Origin of the sequence: Chitinophaga sp. OAE865, from assembly GCF_040546735.1 — a bacterium.
Classification (GTDB): Bacteria; Bacteroidota; Bacteroidia; order Chitinophagales; family Chitinophagaceae; genus Chitinophaga; species Chitinophaga polysaccharea_A.
The window spans coordinates 6,438,658-6,457,509 of sequence record NZ_JBEPOF010000001.1; the positions used below are offsets into that span (position 1 = coordinate 6,438,658).

Genomic DNA, 18,852 nt, shown 5'->3' on the forward strand with positions numbered 1-18,852 from the left:
TTACCATCCGGGGTTTTGAAGGAGATTAGGATTCTTGTCTGTTTCTGATTTCAGCATAGGCCACAGGTAATGTTTCTTCTCAAAAACCCTGCGTTCGAAAACGGTTCTTTTAAAGAACGCCGGATCTGTTTTTGATTCCCCTGCATAAATATTCAATCCATACATGTTGCCATTATCTGTTGTTTCAGAAATCTTCCAGCGATGGCAATCGAAATAGCGGTGCGATTCAAACGCCATCTCTATTTGCCGTTCGTGATGGATGCGTTCGCGCATTTCGTCCTTGCTTAAACCGCCTGGCAGCGCGGGCAGTCCCGAACGGTTCCTGATCAGGTTTACATATTTATACACATCCCCTACCGGGCCCTGTGCTTCGTTGAGCGCTTCTGCATAGTTGAGGTATTGTTCTCCCAGCCTGAAAAAGATCCAGGTGCGCAGCGTTCTCTTCTCCTGTGGTTTAAAAACAAAATTCGGATCAGACAATTTCTTCAGCAGGTAACCGGTTACACTGTAGTTACCGCCGCCGGCGCGCAGTTTTCCATCTGCACCTTTAAACCAGAATTCCAGTCCGCCGGTACGCGTTTTCCATACCGATCCCGAAAAATTAATACTGGCATAGAACCGCGGTTCCCGGCCCACATACATATTGCTGGTACCGGCTACATAAAGGTTATCCGGACCGGGAGCATCTGTAAACCCGGTCTCCGTATAGCCTGATGCAGCGTTGATGATGGGTGTATGATCGGCAGTGTAACCGGTAATAGGCCGTTGCCCGTTGGCCATTTCGTACTGGTCTACAATATCCTGGGTGGGGGCGTGTAAGGTAAAGCCAGCCAGACTTAACGGTTCATTGTAAACATCCAGGCCATCGTAAGTACCATCATTGTACGCAAAGAACACTTCCTGGTTATTGTTCATGTAGAATATTTCCTGGTAGTTTTTCACCGGGTTATTTCCCGGAGATGTGTACAGGGCGTACCCTGCCGCCTGCGTTTGATCGATACAGGCCTTTGCAGCATCGGCGGCTACCTGCCAGCGGTTTGCGTCGAAAGCGGGAAACAACTGTACGCCTTCATGATCTTTTACATTCACATAGTCGGGGTTACCGTTAAACAAGGGGCTGGCCATATACAGCAACACGCGGGCTTTCAGGGCCAGTGCGGCTGATTTCGCAGGCCGGCCGTATTCTGTTTCAGAAGTAATGCGCGGAGGCAGCAATGCAGCAGCCTGGTCGCACTGCGATACGATATAGTCCACACACTTCTGCAGGGGCTGGCGCCGGATGCTTTTGAAATCTGTGTCCAGCGATATGCTGCTATCTGCAATCGGTACAGGTCCGTATAGCCGTACCAGTAAGAAGTGATAGAAGGCTCTCAGGAAAATGGCTTCTCCTTTCTGCCGGTCCCGCGCCTCTTTGGTATAGAACTGATCCAGTGGTACCTTGTCGATGTTTTCGATAAAGATATTTGCCTTACGCAGGCCCGCGTAGTTCCTTGCCCAGGGGTTGATCACGGTGGAGTTGGGATCCCATGCTCCGGAGGTCATACTGTTGCAGAACGATGGCGGGTAGAATTGTTTCAGTTCATCCGCGGCGCCGTGAAAGGGATTGTCTTTGTTATCTGCCCATACCATTTCATCCGGCAGATGGGAATATACGTTGGTAAGATAATTATTCGCGTAATCGCGGTTAGAGAACACGTTGGCAATGGTCAGGTCATCGTCCGGCGCTTTATCCAGGAAATCTTTTTTACAGGATACTGCTGCCAGCAGAAGGAACAGGAACGCACTATATTTTGTGATCGTTTTCATCCTAATGATTTTAATACGTTTAAAAATTTACCTGAACGCCTGCATTGATGCTGCTTTGCAGCGGGTAGAGGCTTTCCCCGTTATCGATTTCGGGATTTGCTATTTTGATATGATCCCATACGGCGAGGTTAGTGCCGTTTACAAATGCGCGTACACTGCTGATGCCTACTCTTTTTGTGAGTGTTTTGGTAAACGTATATCCTATCTCTGCTGATTTCAGGCGCAGGTAGTTGCCGTTTTTCATATAGAGGGTGCTGGTTACGTAGTTGTTGGTATTATTGATATCGATGACCGTCGGATATTTTGCGTTGGTATTGTCGGCCCCGGGTATCCAGCGGTTATCGTACACCTCGCGCATTACGTTGTAATTACCTACACCGCCCGAGAATGCGTAGGAGCTGCGGCCGCTGAGCAGGTAGCTTGTTTTGGCAGCGCCGGTAAAGAAGATGCTCATGTCTACTCCCTTCCAGGCTACGGTACCGCCAAAGCCGTACATGATTTCGGGATTGCGTGCATAACCGAAATAGGTTCTGTCGTCCGGGGTTATTTTACCATCCCCGTTCAGGTCGCGGTACTTGATATCACCGGGGCGTGTTACGGATTGCAGGGTTGTTTGCGAAGGGCTTTTGTCGATGTCTGCCTGGTCTTTGAACAGGCCGAGGGCCTCGTAACCAAAGGGGCGGTCAATGCTTTGCCCCCGGCTGTTCTGGTAAGCCAGTGGCCTTACGGGCGAATCATCTTCTACTATTTCATTATGAGCATAAGTAAAATTGCCCTGTACGGAATAATAGAAGCCTGATTTTGTCCGGTTCTTGATCTCGATGTTGCCATCTACGCCCTGATTGTTCACTATTCCCAGGTTAGCGTAAGGAATGATACCTGACGGGTAACCTGCTGATATGGGTATTTGTTGCCGTGCAATGAGGATGCCGTTCCTGCGTTCCTTGAAGGCATCTACGGTGAGTGTGATCTTACCATTAAGCAGTTCCATATCTACTCCAAGATTACCTTTGGTAGCCACTTCCCAGGTAACGTTCTGGTTGCCGATGCGGCTTTCCATGAAAGCGCCGGTCTGGTAAGTTTGGTTGGCGCCGAACATATAGTACGGGTCAAACCAGCCGTGGGCGGGGGCTTTATCGATAGTTGTCTGGAACAGGAACCTGGCGCCGCCTATCTGGTCGTTACCAACCTGCCCGTAGGAACCTCTTATTTTCAGGAAGCTGATAATATTTTTATTCCAGAAATTTTCGTTAGACACCAGCCACCCGGCAGCAGCGGAGGGGAAGAAGCCGTATCGTTTTCCTTTGGGGAAATTTTCCGAGCCGTTGTATCCTACGTTGAACTCCACGAGGTATTTGGAGTTGTAGTCGTACGTAACGCGACCGGCCAGCCCCTGCCTTCTGAAGGGAATATTGCCGATGGAGCTTCCTGCCATCAGGTCTACATACTCCCGGCGGTTGCCCAATATCAGGCCTCCTACGCGATGATCTCCAAAGGAGCGGTCGTAGTTGGCGGAAACTTCCAGGTAAGCCGCGCGGTTGGCGCCGGAATTCGTGTAGTATCCCAGCGCCTGTTCTGTTTTAATGAGCTGGTACTGGTCTACGCCATTGGCATCGGGACCGAGATATTGATAAGAAGCCGGGCTTTTTACACGAACGGTGGTCATGGCGCCATAGTAATCATAAGCAAAGAGACCTCGTAGTTTCAATCCTTTTGTTACCAGCGATGATAAGTCCCAGGTGGCGCCCAGAGAGCTTTGGATAGTATTCCGGAATCTTTTCTGGTAGCCCGTTTGCGTGCTTTTTGTAAATGGATTTTCATTCAGGAAAGTGCCTAATCCGGGAATGGACCCGTTGGGATTTTTCACCGGGTAGGCGTTATTGGGCGTCCATCTCAATGCGTCAAACAATTCAGGAGCGCCGCCCTGTAAACCAGGCGCGTTCCCGTTTTCAATGATACCTCCGAGACTGAGGTCCATCGTCAGATTCTTGGAAAGATTGGCGTCTACGTTTGATCTGAAGTTGTAACGTTTTAAGCTGGTATTGGTTTTATAGGGAACGGATTTATCTTCTTTATAAAGTCCGTCAACAAACGTATAACCAACATTGGTATAGTAGCGGAATGTTTGGTTACCGCCTCTTACGCTGAGATTATTGATGGTTTGAATGGTATGTTTTTTCAGCACCACGTCTATCCAGTCTACATCAGGGTACAGGTAAGGATCTGAATGGTCTTTGTATTTCTGTACCTGTTCATCTGTATAAAAAGGAGGTTTACCAATGTTCTTCATGGCTTCATTGGCCAGGATGGCATACTCGTAGCTGTTGATATATTTGGGGAAGCGCATCCCGGTGAGGCGGGCCGTTTCTGTACGGAACGATACAATGGGCCGGCTCTCCGCTCCTCTTTTTGTGTTGATGAGGATTACGCCATTGGCGCCGCGGATACCATAAACGGCAGTGGCTGATGCATCTTTCAGTACCGAGAAAGTTTCTATTTCCTGTACGTTGAGGTTGTTCATATCGCGCTCAATACCGTCTACCAGGATGAGGGGGGATTTGTTGCCGGTGAATGTACCAAGACCGCGGATAAACACGCTGGCCGCATCGAAGCCGGGTTCTGCGGAGCTCTGCCGGGTAATGATACCTGGCAGTCTTCCGCCGATAGTATTGGATAATGAGGCGGTAGAAGATTGTTGCAGTTCGCTCACCTTTACCGTGGATACGGCGCCTGTAACGGATATTTTTTTCTGTGTACCAAATCCTACAATCACTACATCATTGAGCTTTTGGTTTTCCAGGTCGGGCAGAAGTTTTATGAGAATAGTTTTCTGAGTGCCCGGATGGATGATCTGTGTTTTGTAACCGATGAAGGTAACAGACAGGGAATCATTTTCGTTGCCGATTTCTATCAGGAATTTTCCGTACACATCGGTGACCACGCCTTTGGAAGTGCCCAGTACCTTGATGGTAGCGCCGGGCAGCGCTTCATCTTTTTCATTGATCACTTTACCGGACAGTACCCAGCTATACGCGGCTGTTGGTGCAGGTGTTCTCTCTTCAATCTTTTTTCGTTTTACAATAATGGTACGGTCCAGTACTTCGTATGTAAAAGGCTGACCGTAAAAGCAGGCATCCAGCGCCTTATCAACAGGCGCTTTAGTTACTTCTACGTTAATACGTTTGGCTTCGTTGAGATAGCGGGCATCGTAAAAAAAAGTATAACCGCTTTGTTTGCTGATCTGCTGCAAAACCTTTTTCAGCGGTGCGTTTTTCTCTGAAAGTGTGACCTCCTGTGACCAGGCCGTTGCACTGACCTGCAGGCAGATACCTGTTAAGAGTAGAGCAGTTAGTTTCATAACCAGGAGTACTTTGGAATGGTTGATAAAGCAATTCCATGGCACCGGTTTGGATAGGCGCAGATGGTCCTTGCGATGAATGATAAAATTCATACATTTGCGATGTTAAGGTTGAAGGATTTTATTGATACGAAGTCCCCATTAGCCTGACAGTAACCGGCAGCGTTCCCGCGCTTCCGGTTTTTTGTCTTTATTGCTTTTCTTACTTTGTCATGTAGATGTTCCTGTCGCTTATTTTATAGTGGATATTGCTGGTGAGCTCCATCATTTTTAATACTTTCGAAAGACTAACATTCCTTGATATTTCCCCGTTGAAGCGATAGTCTTCCATACCGGTATAATCAATATTTACATCATACCAGCGTTCCAGCTGGCTCACAACGGTTTTCATACTGGTGTCGTCAAAAATAAATTTGCCGTTCCTCCATGCCAGCACCTCGTCCATATTCACCTCAGGGGCAAGCCGGATATCGCCTGCGTTCCTGTTCACGAGCGATTGCTGCCCGGGCTGCAGCACCTTGGTGTATTTACCTGCAGCGATACGGATGCTGCCCTTTATTAACGTAGTGGCGATATTATCCTCTTTGGGATACGAGTGAATATTGAAGGTGGTTCCCAGCACTTCCACTGAGTGGTTACCGGAAACGACAATGAAAGGAGCTTTGGCGTTCTTTACTATTTCAAGATAGGCTTCCCCGTTAATTTCCACCCGCCGGGTGTTACCGGTGAATGCTGCCGGGAAGCGGATAGAGGAAGCGGCATTCAGCCAAACATGCGATCCATCGGGTAGTATTACTTCATACTCGCCACCATTGGGGGTAGCAATGGTATTGTAGGTGACCTCTGTTGCAACTGCTGCAGAAGCATCATATACCAGCTGGCCGTTGGCAGATTTTTTTATCACCGTTTTACCCTGGTTGGCAATAACGCCGTTCTGTGCATCATCCAGCACAATGGTGCTGCCATTTCCCAGTTGCAGGGTGGCTTTGCGGCTGCCCGGTGCCACATCTGCTGTATGCATAGCCACCAATGGCGGTTGTTTATTTTCCTTTACCAGCCGCAGTGCCCATGCACCTGCAACAGCCAGCACCAACACGGCTGCTGCCCAGCGCCATGTTCTCCACTTACTCATATATATATTTGCCGGTCCGGGTTTGATACCGGTGGCCAGGTACACTCTTTCAATAGATGCCTTCAGGTTTTCCTGGTCCGCCTCACCACGCGTAATGGCTTCCAGTTGCCCGCTGGAAAGCTCCGCGAATAAGCTGCGGTTTTGTTCACTGGCCGCCAGCCAGCTGTTCAGCGTTTCCTGTTCCGATTCATCAAGTTCACCCGATCGCTGGCGGTAAATAAGCTGTGCTATCTGTAATAGCTGTTGTACGTCTTTTTCTTCCATAGAAAATAATAGTATGCAGCCGTGGCCACTGTGACCACACATTACAGGGCCACGAACTGCATTGCTTACTGAAAAAAAATATTGCCGTTATATAGTGGATACACTGCCCGGATCATTTCGGGTGAGTGGAGGAGAAAAAATTTTTTCCGGGAGAGATATTTTTCCGGGAGCTACTCCTTGTGAAGGGCCGCCAGTAGTATTAAAGCAAAAGGCAGGATATCTTTGCCATGGAGCTTTCCTTTTACCAGTTCCAGTGCACGGAACTTCTGGGATTTCACGGTGTTAACAGACACTTTTAATTCTTCCGCAATTTTTCGGTTGGGTAATCCTTCCAGGAAGCCGAGCTGGAATACCCGTTTCATCTTTTCAGGTAAACTGTTCACTGCTCTTAATATTTCCGCCTTTACTTCCGCGCGGATAATTTCATTGGCAATGAAATCCGCTTCGCTGGTCATACTGGCAGCATAGGCATGATGACGGTACTGCAGGTTTTTCTCTTTTCTCAGTTCATTGATACAGGCATTTTTTGCTGCTATGAACAGGAATGCCTTAATAGATTGAAAGGAACCAGCTTTTTTATGATCGTTCCATAACTTGATAAATGTTTCTTCCGCCACATCTTCCGCCACAGCATTATTCACCACGATACGCCTGGCAAAGTTGGTGATCACCGCAAAATACCGGTTCATAATGTACCGGAAAGCCGTTTCATCGCCCTGTTGCAGGCGGATAGCGTAATATTCTTCGTTGATGATTTCAGTTGTTTTCATTAAATGACCTCACTTCTTTAAAAACCACCTTGTGGAGAACGGGAATACAGTGAGGTCAAATTATAATATCATCTGCTAAAAAATTCAAAGTGATTAGCAAATTTTGATACTATATTGGCATCCCTCTTTTTTATGGCTGAGAACGGAAACAGATAGCTGTAGCAAACCAGCCACAAATCGTTTCATGGTTTCATCTTATCCAGGATCTCCTGCCATATCAACCGTGCAATCTGCTCCTGTTCCACTGTACGCAGGCGCTCTTTTATAGTAACTTTCCCATCTTCATTAAAATGCAGGCTGGCTGGCATAAAGTCGAGCTTTTCCCCCTGTTCAGGATCTGTTGAAACACGGTAGGTTGTTTTTTCGTTTTCATAATCTACGTCGATGTGAAAACGGTAAGGCTTGTTGTCGATATAAACGGTGATATCTGTTGTTTCCATATAAATAAGTTTATCGTTCACTGGTTACAAAAGATACACCAGCCTGTTAAACGGTTAGGAAATCCGGGAATAATGTTATTTATTTACGGTCCCGCTGCCACAACGATGGCTGCTGGCTATTTACCTGTAACAGTAACCAATGAACGTGAACAAACTGAGCCCGGACCTGCTAAAGACCAGACAACATTTTGAAATATTAGACGGATTAAGGGGCATTGCCGCCCTCACAGTAGTTGTTTTTCATTTTATGGAAATAGTGTATACCGACTACAGTAAAAACTTTGTGGGGCATGGCTTCCTGGCGGTGGATTTCTTTTTCTGCTTATCCGGGTTCGTTATAGGATACGCTTATGATAACCGTATCGGGAAAATTGGCGTAATGGAATTTTTTAAGTCGAGGCTCATCAGGTTGCATCCATTGGTTATCTCCGGGTCGGTACTGGGCCTGCTGGCGCTTTTCTTTGATCCTTTCGGCGGCCAGCCCCAGCTATATGGAGCCGGTAAGATACTGTTGCTGTTTCTTGCCTCCGTACTGCTTATTCCCTGGCCGGTAATGGCCGACAGGGCATTTAACCAGTTTGGCCTGAATGCGCCCGCCTGGTCCCTGTTCTGGGAATATATTGCCAATATTGTATACGCTTTTATTCTCTGCAGGATCAACCGGCGATACCTGGTAATACTTGCGTTGCTGGCAGCCGCCGTCCTGAGCGTGGTAGCATATAAGGCCGGCAACCTGATGGGAGGCTGGGGAAAAGGCAATTTCTGGGATGGTGGTGCGCGTATCTTTTATTCTTTTTTAGCCGGGCTGCTGGTATTCCGCTTTAACTGGATCATTAAAAACCGTTTGGGTTTTGCCGGGTTATCAGTGTTATTGTTACTGGCGCTTGTAATGCCCTATTTTCAATGGAACTGGCTGGCAGAGCTGTTAGTGGTGTTATGCTATTTCCCTTTACTGATTGCACTTGGCGCCGGCGCCAGGCTCACTGCAGGATTTAAAAAGCTTTGTGTTTTTTCCGGAAAGATATCTTATCCGCTCTATATGACACATTATGCAGCCATGTGGATGTTCGGTAATTATTATGCCTCGCACAAGCCGGGAACAGTGCAGCTGGCGGTCATCATCACTGGCGGCACCATTCTTCTGACGGGCTTTTCCTACCTGGTAATGGTAGCATATGATATCCCCGTGCGTAAATATCTTACCGCACGGAGGAGTAAATAGTGCCCGCAAATTCCCGGAGATCTGCTGCAAACAGCGCTGGTTGCTCCATGGCTGCAAAGTGGCCGCCTGCCGGCATATCTTTCCAATAGCGCACCTGGTATCCCCTTTCAACATATTTCCGCGCAGGAAAGCTGCGGGGATAAGGATAATGCGCTATGCCAACAGGTACGTTTATAAAATCATGTTCCCCGAAATCCAAAGGCTCTTTCTGCACCTCACTGTACAAACGCATGGAAGAGTGAATCGTTTGCGTGATCCAGTACAGTGTCACATTTGACAGTAACTCATCTTTCTCAAACAATTGCTCCAGTGGTACATCCGGGTCCGAAAAGCTACGGAATATCTGTAGGATCCATGCACACAATGCTACAGGGGAATCATTGAGCCCATAGGAAAGCGTGAGCGGCTTTGTGGTTTGCACCTGTGCGTAAGCGCCTTCTGCCTGAAAGAAGCGAAACATTTGCTGCTGCGCATCTGTTTCCTCCTTTGAGAGTTTTTCACCGGGTGGCATAAAAGGCTTATAGTTGAAAGGAATATAGTTCATATGCAGCCCGATCAGCTTTTCCGGGTATTGCATAGCCATCCTGGTGGAGATAATGGCGCCAAAATCGCCGCCCTGGGCAATAAATTTATGATATCCCAGCACATCCATCAGCTTTACCCAGAGGCTGGCCATCAGCGAAGTATTTACCCCTCCTTCCACCGGTTTGGAGGAAAAGCCGAAACCTAATAAAGAAGGCACTACCACATCAAAAGGTGTTGTTGCATTACCCGTAAGATCCGGTAATACTTTCAGCATCTCCAGGAAGGAGCCTGGCCATCCGTGGGAAATAATAACCGGGATGGCATTGGGATGCTTACTTTTTATATGCAGGAAATGTATCTTATAGCCATCTATTTCTGCTATGAACCCAGGCCAGGCATTAATGGCTGTTTCTGTTTTGCGCCAGTCGAAATCATTAGCCCAATAATCTGCCAGCTCTTTCATAAATGAGAGGCTCATCCCGTGTTCATTATTTATGGCATCCGGCCACCTGGCAGTGAGGATACGGGCTTTGAGATCGTCCAGTACCGTCTGGGCGATGTGTATCTGGAATGGTTGTATCATTTGAAATGTTTTGTACCGGGGATGCTGGTACAAAAAGAAAGCCGGGATAACAACAATTCTTTCTCAGGCAGCAAACCATTATTCATACCATACAGCTGCTTTGCGAAGATACTTTTATACCCCCTCCGTAACCGCCTTCATCTTTGCCAGCCCCGTTTTCGCCACCAGCAAGGCATCCTGTTTATAATACTCCGGGTTAAACACTTCCAGCGATAATACTACCGGTTTATTGGGATCTTTTATATACTGCAGCATCTGCCGCAATGGGGCAATCCCATCTCCCGGGTAAATACGATCCGGCTCTGAAATTTTCTCCGGCGCAATACCCGCAGGATAATCGTTGATATGAAATACTTCTACGGCGGGTTTACCTACAAACGCCATACTCTCCGGGCTGGAGCCTCCTTTAAAAATATGAAATGCATCCATCAGCACACGCGCATCTTTATGACCGCTTTCCGCCACTACGTATAATATCTGGCTTATCTTCTTCAGGTTGGGCGATCCGCCCCACATTTCAAGTATGGGCATCACACCGGTTTGTTCTCCCATCTTTAATATCGTTATATACCTCTCTGTAACAACATCCAGGTTAATTAACGCGGCGTCTTTACTGTTAGCTCCCATCGGAGGAGCGGCCACCCGTTTACAACCGATCTTCGCCAGCAGCTCCATTTCACGCTGCAACTGTTCCAGCCCTGCTTTGCGGATGGCGTTATCATCCACTATCCATTTGGCAAAACCGATGGCGTTTTCCACTTCAATGCCTAAATCGTCAATTATCTTCTTTGCTTCTGTTACAGTTCCGCCCTGCTCAAGGTATTGCTGGAAAGTATCTATCCATATTTCCACAGATCTGAAACCGGCTTTGGAAGCAGTTTCCAGCTCTTTAATAAATCCCAGGCGCTGTCCGCGGATGGTACTCATGTTCAGCGAGTACTTAAAAGAAGGAGAAGGTTTTCCGGCATCAGCTTCAGCTGATGCCGGCAGGTTCAACAGAGCAGCGCCGGCAGTTAAGCCCAGCGTTTTCAACGCATGCCTGCGGTTAAATGATAGGTCAGTCATAATACCGTTAAAATATAACTTACATCCGGCAAATGCAACCGCTAATATTTTGTATATGAAAAATATAGCCGCGCTGGTGTGATTTATGCGCAACAGCACTATTACTGAAACGCTTTCAACAGGTTATCCTTATACGCCGGCGACACTTCCACCGCGGTGCCGTCGTTCAGGTTTACATAGCCGCCGGCACCCTTGTGATACGATTGCACGTAATGGATATTAATGATATGCGATTTATGCACCCGCACAAACGGATGCGGTAACATCTCAGAAAAATGCTTCAGAAAACGGCATACCATCTTCTTACTGCCATTGGTCAAATAAACGTCTGTAAAATTACCATTCCCTTTCAGGCGTACTATCTCATTCATCTTTACCACATCAAATCCATCCAGTGTAGGCAGGATCACCTGTTGCATACCAGGATTATTCTCCCTGGCATTTTCCATGATGATACGGTTCCTGTTCAGCCAGTGCTTCTGCTGTAACTGTTGCTGTACCTTATTTACAGCCAGGATCAGTTCTTCTATGCTCACCGGTTTCAACAGGTAATAAGCAGCGCTCTGATTCAACGCTTTCAGGGAATATTCTGAAAAAGCCGTTACAAAAATAGTTTCAAACTGCAGGTCCTGGCATCCTTCCAACACATCAAAGGCATTGCCAAAAGGCATTTCCACATCAAGGAATACCAGCTGCGGGCGCAGCTCATGCAATAACGCGATGGCTTCCCTGCTGTTCTGGGCCGTACCGGTTACTTCCACCTGGGGACAAAATTTCCCCAGATAGTTTTGCAAGGCTGCCAGAGCAGCGGCTTCGTCTTCAACGATAACTGAAGTGATTTTTCCTGTTAACATCATTCTTATCCATTAAGGGAAGTTGCAGTACCACGCTTGTTCCGGTAACGCCATCCGCTGTTATTTCCTCCATCTGCATCCGGATATCCAGGTGGTAAATATCGTTCAGTAAACTGATCCGCTCCATGGTATTGGTAATACCCCTGGACTGGTGCGCTTTCTGGTGAACTGTTTTTAGTTTATGGCTTTCCGTTAGCCCGATGCCATCATCCGCTATTACTACCCGTATACAATGCGCCTGCTTCTGAAAGGTAACCCGGAGCAGCCCTTTCGTGGCTTTATACCGGAGCCCATGCCATACCGCGTTTTCCAGGTGGGGCTGGATCAGCATGTTGGGGATCATCACCGCATCGGTATCAAGGGCTTCATCTATATCCATTATATACACAAATTTATCACTGAAGCGCAGCTGCTCCAGGTCAAGGTAGCTTTTCAGCTGCTCTGCCTCTACGGATAAGGAAACAAAATCCTTATTGGAATGTTCCATCACATTTCTCATAAGGCCGGAATACGATGTAAGATACCTGTTGGCCTCCATCTCGTTGTTTTCCGCAATATATTGATTCACGCTGTTCAGGCTGTTGAAGATGAAATGCGGGTTCATCTCGCGCCGCAGTGATTGCAGGGCAATTTTTTTATTCTTGACCTTGATGGCGCGCAGTGAGCGGACAATGAAGAACAACAATATTACCATTGCCATAACAGAAGCGATCAGGAAATAGTTAAGCGTATTCTTGTTATTGATCAGCGCCAGTTGCAATGCCTTTTCCTTTTCCAGGTCTTTGATCTTTTCTTCTGTAATATCGAACAGGCTGGCGTCCACAAGGGAGCTGTCTGTACGGATAAGCGTATCCAGGTTATGAAGGAAATCATCATACCGTTTAAGGGCAACGGCTTCTTTCCGCTGCTCCCGGTAGTATTGCGTCAGTGCAAGAAGGCAGTCTTTTGTTTTTGAAGTATTCCCGCTTTTAAATGCCAGTACATAAGCCTCTTCCAGCAGGTTACCCGTTTTTTCCGGCTGTTGCCTGCTGGTGTACAACCGGGCCAGTTCCTGTATCTGGTCTATCTGCAATTCAATATTCCCCTGCTGCTTTGCTTTTTCCAGGATGGCTTCATTTATATTGATGGCTTCATCAATATTGTTACCGGCTACATAAACCCCGGAGATCTTTTTACTGATGGCGGCAATTTCCCGGGCGTTATCGCTTTTCTCCAGCGCCTTCTTAAAGCTCACAATAGCATCGGAGGTATTGTTTTGCAGCAGCTGGCTGTTGCCCAGTTGTTTGTAGGCATCTGCCGCTTCGTCTTTCTTCCCTTCCTTTTCAAAAATGGCGGCATTGGTTTGAGCATAACTGGACTGTACCTGCGGGTTGGTGTTACGCAGGCGGTTAGCATCGTTGAAGTTCACGTTCTCCAGGCTTTTGTCGACGGCCAGGTCGCCGGCCGACTGGTAATTCTTTATGGCCGGTATTATTTTGTTCTGCATCTCCTGCACCTTCGCCAGTGCCCGGCCTGCCGCTGCTGCATCCTGGTGGTTTAACCGGGTGTAGATCTCCAGCGCTTTTTTAAGATAATCCTCTGCCTTGGCATATTCATTCTTATCGGTAAGCTCTTTTGCCAGCGCCTCGTAATGAATGGCGGTTTGCAGATCGTTATCATCCCTGGAAAGTGATTTTTTCAGATCCCTTGCTGCTTTGGATACCGGGTACGCACTTCCCTTTTTTCCCTGTGCCACAGCCATTCCGCCCGCACACAGCAACCCCGTCAAGATAAGTATGCAAATACAGTAACGTGCCATGATCATTGATTCTGCTGCAAAATAAGACTTTTCAGAACGGGGCAGACGCCATTTCACCCATTCAACCCGGTATTTCACCAAGTGGCGCCCTCCCGGTGGGGAAAGACCATTTATTTTCATGGCGTCATTCTAAATCAAACATCATGAAAACGACACTATTCGCCAGCGCCCTGCTGGTATCCGGTTTCCTGGTATGGAAATACAGTTCTGTAAAACATCTCCCTGAAAAAGAGTATAAAACAGCTGCCCCTCCACCGGTTATTGCTTCTCCTTCCGCCGCAGACAATACCCGTATACAGGTAGCTTTACTCCTGGATACTTCTAACAGTATGGACGGCCTGATAGACCAGGCCAAATCAAGATTATGGAATATTATCAATACCCTTACCACTTTGAAGTATAAGGGTAAAACACCCGCAATTGAAATCTCATTATATGAGTATGGCAATGATGGCCTTTCTCCTGAATCTGCTTATATCCGGCAGGTAACCCCGTTAACCACCGATCTCGATCTCATCTCTGAAAAACTGTTTTCCCTCCGCACCAATGGCGGATCTGAATATTGCGGCGCGGTCATCAACGCCGCCGTAAAATCACTCGAATGGGGACATGATGAGGCAGACATGAAACTCATTTATATTGCAGGCAACGAACCTTTCACCCAGGGACCGGTGAATTACAGAACTGCCACGGAACAGGCACTCCGTAAAAGTATCTTCATTAACACTATTTACTGTGGCAGTAAACGGGAAGGCATTGCCACCAACTGGAAAGACGGGGCCGACAAAGGCCAGGGCCAGTACTTCAATATTGACTCCGACCGGAAGGTGGACTTTATTGAAACACCGTACGACAGCCGTATTGAAGCCTGTAATGTACGCATCAATAAAACCTATATCGCTTATGGCGCCCATGGGGAATCAAAGAAAAACAACCAGGTAATACAGGATAAGAATGCCCGGGATATTTCTTCCGCCAACTCCATAGAACGTTATGTGAGTAAATCAAAATCAGTATACAAAAATGATAGCTGGGACCTGGTAGACCGCGCCAAACAGGATCCTGAGGTATTGAAGAACATCAGCAAAAATGAATTACCCGGGGAACTGAGAGAAAAAAGCCCTGCTGAACTGCAAACGCTGGTGGCGGCCAAAAGCAGGGAAAGAGATAGTATTCAGAAGGAGATGGCCGCACTGGGAAAACAAAGACAAAAATATATTGATGAAGCGATGAAGAACAACAATACGACTGATGACCTGGGCGCTGCGATCAACCAGTCCATCATCCGGGTAGCCACTACTAAAGGATATACAGCTGAAAAATAAATACCTGTTAATCCCAAAAGCCGCTTCCATTAGCATTAAACTACTGGTTTAATGCTAATGGAAGCGGCTTTTACAGTATTAACTATTGCAGGTGTTCCAATGCAAATTTAAAAATAGCATCCCTCCCTTTACTTTCATCCTCCAGACTGTTGGAAACGAAGTAATCCGGGGCAATCCCGTCTTCTATATTCAGGCCGGCCGCGGAAACAGCCATAGAAGCGGAGTATTTCAACCTCCAGCCATTGGGCAGCTCATAGTTGAATGGGGTGCCACCCCCGCCACCGGTCTGATCTCCTATTACAAGTACATCAGGCAGCTCCGACATATACATTACAAAATCATTGCAGAAGCTGAAGCATCGTCTGTTTGTTAGTACCAGCAGCGGTTTGCCCGCAAGGATACTATTCCTGGCTTCCAGGTATTTGGCCTGGGGGAGCCTGAACATGTACCTGTTTTTCCAACGTGATATCAATGTCTGCCAGCGTCAGTCCATCGCTGAATGAAGGAATATACAGGTATCCATACTGATCCGGAAAAGCATACGATATAATATCCCGGGATATAATATCCGGCAGGTATTTTTCTTTCAATAAATTAAAATTGTGAGGATAGGGCACTGCAATAACCGCTGTCAGTATACTTTTGATTCCGGTTAATAAGCGCAACATGCTTGTTGAACAACTCGCCGAGCATAGCAGCACAAATATCAAACAAAGATGATCATCATCCATATACTACAAACAGAATACCGGGTAATATTTTTCATAGCAAAAAGAAATAGTTGAGTGTAAGACGATGAGCTGCAGAGGCTGACAGATAATTAGCTGATTTGTACTGGTTTTAACAAGTATTTCGTATATTTTCGTCCAAATCAGAAGACAAAACCTATATGAAAGGATACACTTTATTATTTCTTTTATTCGCATCTTTTTCCGGGTATGCCCAGGGAACTATCAATAACTACAAATACGTGCTGGTGCCTGAAAGGTTCAACTTCTCCAAAGAAGACAACCAGTATGGATTAAACACCGTGGCTAAATCGCTGCTTGAGGAAAAAGGATTCACCGTTTATTTCGACAATTCGGAAATACCGAAAGAGATAGCCGGCAACAGGTGTAATGCGCTCAACACCGAGGTAGTGCAGAAAAAAGGGTTGTTTGTTACCAATCTTACCCTTTTACTGAAGGATTGCAAGGGCAATATCATCTTCAAAAGTAAAGAAGGTAAAAGCAGGGAGAAAGAGTTCGCTCCCGCCTATAACCTTGCCCTGAGAGATGCCTTTACCTCCTTGAATGATGTTCCGTATTCGTATGACGGAACGGCCATTGCCGGGCCACAGCAAGTGGCAGCACCCGCTGCCGCCGCCCCGGCGCCGCCTCCTCCGCCTGCTGCTGCAACACCGGTACCGGAAGCTAAAGAAGCTGCAGGTACATTGTATGCACAGGCAACAGCCAATGGGTACCAGCTAATTGATACCAGCCCAAAAATAGTTTTAACACTGCTGAAAACCTCAGTAGCAGAATATTTCATTGCCAATAATGGCGTATCTAATGGAATAGTGCTGAAGAAGAACGGGGATTGGTATTTTGAATATTATAAAGATAATAAGCTGGTTGCGGAAAAGTTGTTGATTAAATTTTAAATACTGCTTTTTAGTATACAGGTAGCTGTCAGCGGTACCGGAAACAAACAATAAAAAGGTTTCCAGTACCGCTGTTTTTTTACTCCCCTTTTTCTGTAAGTTCAATCTTCCTTCCATCAGGATCCTGTACAACGGCTGTATATCCCCATTCTGTATGTGCAGGCTCAGAAATTATTTTAACCCCTATATCAATAAGGGTTTGAATAGTCTGGCTCAGATTATCAACAACGAACCCCAGCCTTGTTGTATGATCAGCAACTTCAGTCCCTTTAGGCAACGGATAAATTTCCAAAACAGGCTTCTCACCAACACTGGCGTAATGATATGGGCCATTACCATGCTTATGGTATTCAAACTGAAAGCCCAGGCTTGAATAAAACTCAGATTGCTTGTGTAATTTATTTGTTTTTATAACAACTAAAGACAGGTTTATCATTTAATAAAATTAAGAAAAAGATATATAACCCCTAATACCGGTCTTCGCTCCTGATGAACATATTTTGCTCAAAAGGCGTACGTTTGCCGTTGATACTTGCATTGCCAATCATACATCCATGAGCCTTCGGCGCGCCCAGCATAACCCCGTGTGCAAGTACAGTAAGCCTGAAATCAGTAAGCACATATTTCCTCTTCCCTAACCGGATCTCCAATACATCATTGGTGGCAAAAGGATGCCTGTAAAAGTAAGTGGCCCAGGCGCGGTTCTTTTCTTTCTTATCAATAACAATCGCCTGCCTTCCGCTATCAAGCATTATACCTGCTGCATTCCGGTGGATGGTAAATGCGCTGTCCCTGAAATCGGCTAACTTAAAATCGCTGAAATAAAGGGTTAATTCATCTACGAGGGTCTTTTCATTACATTGCAGCTCCGCCGCTGCCAGATCTTTTTCCCCCTTCCATACCGCCCATTTATACCAAAGTATCAACAGTATGGGAATACCTGCAACAATACCCAGCCATAACAACAGCCGTTGCTTACCGGTCTTTAATTTAATAGTGACCAGGATCAGCCCGAGCACAAAAAGAAGGATCAATATTATTGCATTGTTCATAAAAATCTTGCATTATGGGATTAACGTATAACCCGGAGCGGCGATCCTGGTGCGGGCCGGTACAGGTATAATGCGTAATAGGAATATTTATCCTCTGTTTCTGCTTCTATAGCCGGGTAATCGCGATCCGTTCCTTTAGGTTGCAGCAGCGCCACTACTTTGCCATCTCCTGAATAGCGCAGCTCATAACCTTTAACCAGCTGAATACTTTTAATGGCCGTTACTTCCTTTTCCAGTTTCTCCCATCCCTGGTCGTAGCTGTTGGGCTTACCGGGCACAAAGAAAAATGCCTGCGCAATTTCTTTCTCGCGGTTATAGATCATAGACGCAATTGCCGGTACATCCTTATTTTCAAAGGCTTTGATAAACTGCTGATAAACCGCCACAACTTCCTTTGTTAAAGCCGCTTTATCTTCCTGCTTCAGGTCGGCCCCGGCACTCCAGCCCTGCAGCGTATATGGAACCTTCGCAGTGAAACTGCCTTTCAGTTCCCGGCCAGGTACTCCTGGGTTCAATACCGGAGATTTGATCTTTAATACTTCTTTATAATTATCCCGGATATTTTTCTCATAATCACCGTGTACAATCCTGGCAGTACAAGAGGAGTTATCATTAAAAGCATTACCGGGATTCCCATCTCCCCCAGCCTCGGGGTAAAGTTTTATTTTTAGCTCCTGCGGGCCGCTTTTAAGGATATATTGAGGGATATCCGCACTTTGCTCCCCGGCAGTATTACCTGGGCTAAAAGAGAAGGTGACCAGCATATCGTTAACAAAAATCTCGTAAGAGCAGGATACATTGGTGAAACGTACCTGGTAAGTTGGGTTGTAGTCAAATGTTCTGACAGATTGGGAAATACTGTTATATACAGACCTGGTAACCGGTACTTGCTGCCCGGTCTTAGCCTGTCCGCAGCTGCTCAATGAGGTTAAAATGAAACAATAAAGGACGACTGATCTTTTATTCATGCTGAATTTGGGTTAGTGAATATGGCTGCTAAATTAAGTAAAATCACA

Annotated in this window: 16 protein-coding genes; 3 read left to right on the forward strand and 13 right to left on the reverse strand. The window is 46.6% G+C overall.

The window, feature by feature from the left end:
- The 5 genes from ABIE50_RS25680 to ABIE50_RS25700 all read right to left on the reverse strand — a co-directional run bounded on the left by ABIE50_RS25680 (window position 1) and on the right by ABIE50_RS25700 (window position 7,770).
- Window positions 1-1,806, reverse strand: a complete 1,806-nt coding sequence (locus tag ABIE50_RS25680) for a RagB/SusD family nutrient uptake outer membrane protein (RefSeq protein ID WP_142687836.1) — start codon at window positions 1,804-1,806, stop codon at window positions 1-3.
- Between the two features lie 19 nt (window positions 1,807-1,825).
- A complete protein-coding gene (locus ABIE50_RS25685; RefSeq protein WP_209865253.1) occupies window positions 1,826-5,164 on the reverse strand; it encodes a TonB-dependent receptor in 3,339 nt (1,112 codons plus the stop codon).
- Window positions 5,165-5,366: 202 nt separating this feature from the next.
- A complete protein-coding gene (locus ABIE50_RS25690) occupies window positions 5,367-6,560 on the reverse strand; it encodes a FecR family protein (protein ID WP_209865256.1) in 1,194 nt (397 codons plus the stop codon).
- 170 nt (window positions 6,561-6,730) lie between these two features.
- A complete protein-coding gene (locus tag ABIE50_RS25695; protein ID WP_209865257.1) occupies window positions 6,731-7,330 on the reverse strand; it encodes an RNA polymerase sigma factor in 600 nt (199 codons plus the stop codon).
- Between the two features lie 182 nt (window positions 7,331-7,512).
- Window positions 7,513-7,770 carry a hypothetical protein gene (locus tag ABIE50_RS25700; protein ID WP_142687832.1) on the reverse strand — a complete coding sequence of 86 codons (258 nt, stop codon included), beginning with the start codon at window positions 7,768-7,770 and terminating at the stop codon, window positions 7,513-7,515.
- A 139-nt stretch (window positions 7,771-7,909) separates the two neighbouring features.
- On the opposite strand from ABIE50_RS25700, the gene ABIE50_RS25705 reads away from it, so the two are divergent.
- Window positions 7,910-8,992 (forward strand): acyltransferase family protein, encoded by a 1,083-nt coding sequence (locus ABIE50_RS25705; protein ID WP_209865260.1) that lies wholly within the window; start codon window positions 7,910-7,912, stop codon window positions 8,990-8,992.
- Here ABIE50_RS25705 and ABIE50_RS25710 read toward each other — a convergent pair.
- The 4 genes from ABIE50_RS25710 to ABIE50_RS25725 all read right to left on the reverse strand — a co-directional run bounded on the left by ABIE50_RS25710 (window position 8,970) and on the right by ABIE50_RS25725 (window position 13,817).
- The gene (locus ABIE50_RS25710; RefSeq protein ID WP_209865263.1) at window positions 8,970-10,100 is read right to left on the reverse strand and encodes an epoxide hydrolase family protein; all 1,131 of its coding nucleotides are present in this window, start codon (window positions 10,098-10,100) and stop codon (window positions 8,970-8,972) included. The genes ABIE50_RS25705 and ABIE50_RS25710 overlap by 23 nt on opposite strands.
- Before the next feature lie 114 nt (window positions 10,101-10,214).
- Window positions 10,215-11,165 (reverse strand): sugar phosphate isomerase/epimerase family protein, encoded by a 951-nt coding sequence (locus ABIE50_RS25715; protein ID WP_209865266.1) that lies wholly within the window; start codon window positions 11,163-11,165, stop codon window positions 10,215-10,217.
- Window positions 11,166-11,266: 101 nt separating this feature from the next.
- Window positions 11,267-12,019, reverse strand: a complete 753-nt coding sequence (locus tag ABIE50_RS25720; RefSeq protein WP_354028173.1) for a LytR/AlgR family response regulator transcription factor — start codon at window positions 12,017-12,019, stop codon at window positions 11,267-11,269.
- Complete coding sequence (locus ABIE50_RS25725) at window positions 11,985-13,817, reverse strand: tetratricopeptide repeat-containing sensor histidine kinase (RefSeq protein ID WP_209865272.1); 1,833 nt, start codon at window positions 13,815-13,817, stop codon at window positions 11,985-11,987. Before ABIE50_RS25725 ends, ABIE50_RS25720 begins: the two co-directional genes overlap by 35 nt.
- 143 nt (window positions 13,818-13,960) lie before the next feature.
- Between ABIE50_RS25725 and ABIE50_RS25730 the strand changes: the two genes are divergently transcribed.
- Window positions 13,961-15,142: a vWA domain-containing protein gene (locus tag ABIE50_RS25730; protein ID WP_209865274.1), complete on the forward strand. Its 1,182-nt coding sequence runs from the start codon at window positions 13,961-13,963 to the stop codon at window positions 15,140-15,142.
- 82 nt (window positions 15,143-15,224) lie between these two features.
- On the opposite strand, the gene ABIE50_RS25735 is transcribed toward ABIE50_RS25730, so the two are convergent.
- Window positions 15,225-15,587 carry a S41 family peptidase gene (locus tag ABIE50_RS25735; RefSeq protein WP_209865277.1) on the reverse strand — a complete coding sequence of 121 codons (363 nt, stop codon included), beginning with the start codon at window positions 15,585-15,587 and terminating at the stop codon, window positions 15,225-15,227.
- A gap of 444 nt (window positions 15,588-16,031) precedes the next feature.
- Between ABIE50_RS25735 and ABIE50_RS25740 the strand changes: the two genes are divergently transcribed.
- Complete coding sequence (locus ABIE50_RS25740; RefSeq protein WP_209865280.1) at window positions 16,032-16,784, forward strand: hypothetical protein; 753 nt, start codon at window positions 16,032-16,034, stop codon at window positions 16,782-16,784.
- A 79-nt stretch (window positions 16,785-16,863) separates the two neighbouring features.
- Here the strand turns inward: ABIE50_RS25740 and ABIE50_RS25745 are convergent, their stop codons facing one another.
- The 3 genes from ABIE50_RS25745 to ABIE50_RS25755 are packed head-to-tail and all read right to left on the reverse strand — an operon-like array spanning window position 16,864 to window position 18,804.
- The gene (locus tag ABIE50_RS25745) at window positions 16,864-17,220 is read right to left on the reverse strand and encodes a VOC family protein (protein ID WP_209865283.1); all 357 of its coding nucleotides are present in this window, start codon (window positions 17,218-17,220) and stop codon (window positions 16,864-16,866) included.
- A 31-nt stretch (window positions 17,221-17,251) separates the two neighbouring features.
- Complete coding sequence (locus ABIE50_RS25750; RefSeq protein ID WP_209865286.1) at window positions 17,252-17,836, reverse strand: hypothetical protein; 585 nt, start codon at window positions 17,834-17,836, stop codon at window positions 17,252-17,254.
- Window positions 17,837-17,856: 20 nt separating this feature from the next.
- Window positions 17,857-18,804, reverse strand: a complete 948-nt coding sequence (locus tag ABIE50_RS25755; RefSeq protein WP_209865289.1) for a hypothetical protein — start codon at window positions 18,802-18,804, stop codon at window positions 17,857-17,859.
- Between the last annotated feature and the right edge of the window lie 48 nt (window positions 18,805-18,852).

Coding starts and splice junctions, on each gene's coding strand:
- ABIE50_RS25755 (WP_209865289.1), bottom strand. CDS start 18,804: ATGAATAAAAGATCAGTCGTCCTTTATTGTTTCATTTTAACCTCATTG.
- ABIE50_RS25700 (WP_142687832.1), bottom strand. CDS start 7,770: ATGGAAACAACAGATATCACCGTTTATATCGACAACAAGCCTTACCGT.
- ABIE50_RS25685 (WP_209865253.1), bottom strand. CDS start 5,164: ATGAAACTAACTGCTCTACTCTTAACAGGTATCTGCCTGCAGGTCAGT.
- ABIE50_RS25725 (WP_209865272.1), bottom strand. CDS start 13,817: ATGGCACGTTACTGTATTTGCATACTTATCTTGACGGGGTTGCTGTGT.
- ABIE50_RS25680 (WP_142687836.1), bottom strand. CDS start 1,806: ATGAAAACGATCACAAAATATAGTGCGTTCCTGTTCCTTCTGCTGGCA.
- ABIE50_RS25705 (WP_209865260.1), top strand. CDS start 7,910: ATGAACGTGAACAAACTGAGCCCGGACCTGCTAAAGACCAGACAACAT.
- ABIE50_RS25720 (WP_354028173.1), bottom strand. CDS start 12,019: ATGTTAACAGGAAAAATCACTTCAGTTATCGTTGAAGACGAAGCCGCT.
- ABIE50_RS25745 (WP_209865283.1), bottom strand. CDS start 17,220: ATGATAAACCTGTCTTTAGTTGTTATAAAAACAAATAAATTACACAAG.
- ABIE50_RS25735 (WP_209865277.1), bottom strand. CDS start 15,587: ATGTTCAGGCTCCCCCAGGCCAAATACCTGGAAGCCAGGAATAGTATC.
- ABIE50_RS25710 (WP_209865263.1), bottom strand. CDS start 10,100: ATGATACAACCATTCCAGATACACATCGCCCAGACGGTACTGGACGAT.
- ABIE50_RS25740 (WP_209865280.1), top strand. CDS start 16,032: ATGAAAGGATACACTTTATTATTTCTTTTATTCGCATCTTTTTCCGGG.
- ABIE50_RS25695 (WP_209865257.1), bottom strand. CDS start 7,330: ATGAAAACAACTGAAATCATCAACGAAGAATATTACGCTATCCGCCTG.
- ABIE50_RS25690 (WP_209865256.1), bottom strand. CDS start 6,560: ATGGAAGAAAAAGACGTACAACAGCTATTACAGATAGCACAGCTTATT.
- ABIE50_RS25715 (WP_209865266.1), bottom strand. CDS start 11,165: ATGACTGACCTATCATTTAACCGCAGGCATGCGTTGAAAACGCTGGGC.
- ABIE50_RS25730 (WP_209865274.1), top strand. CDS start 13,961: ATGAAAACGACACTATTCGCCAGCGCCCTGCTGGTATCCGGTTTCCTG.
- ABIE50_RS25750 (WP_209865286.1), bottom strand. CDS start 17,836: ATGAACAATGCAATAATATTGATCCTTCTTTTTGTGCTCGGGCTGATC.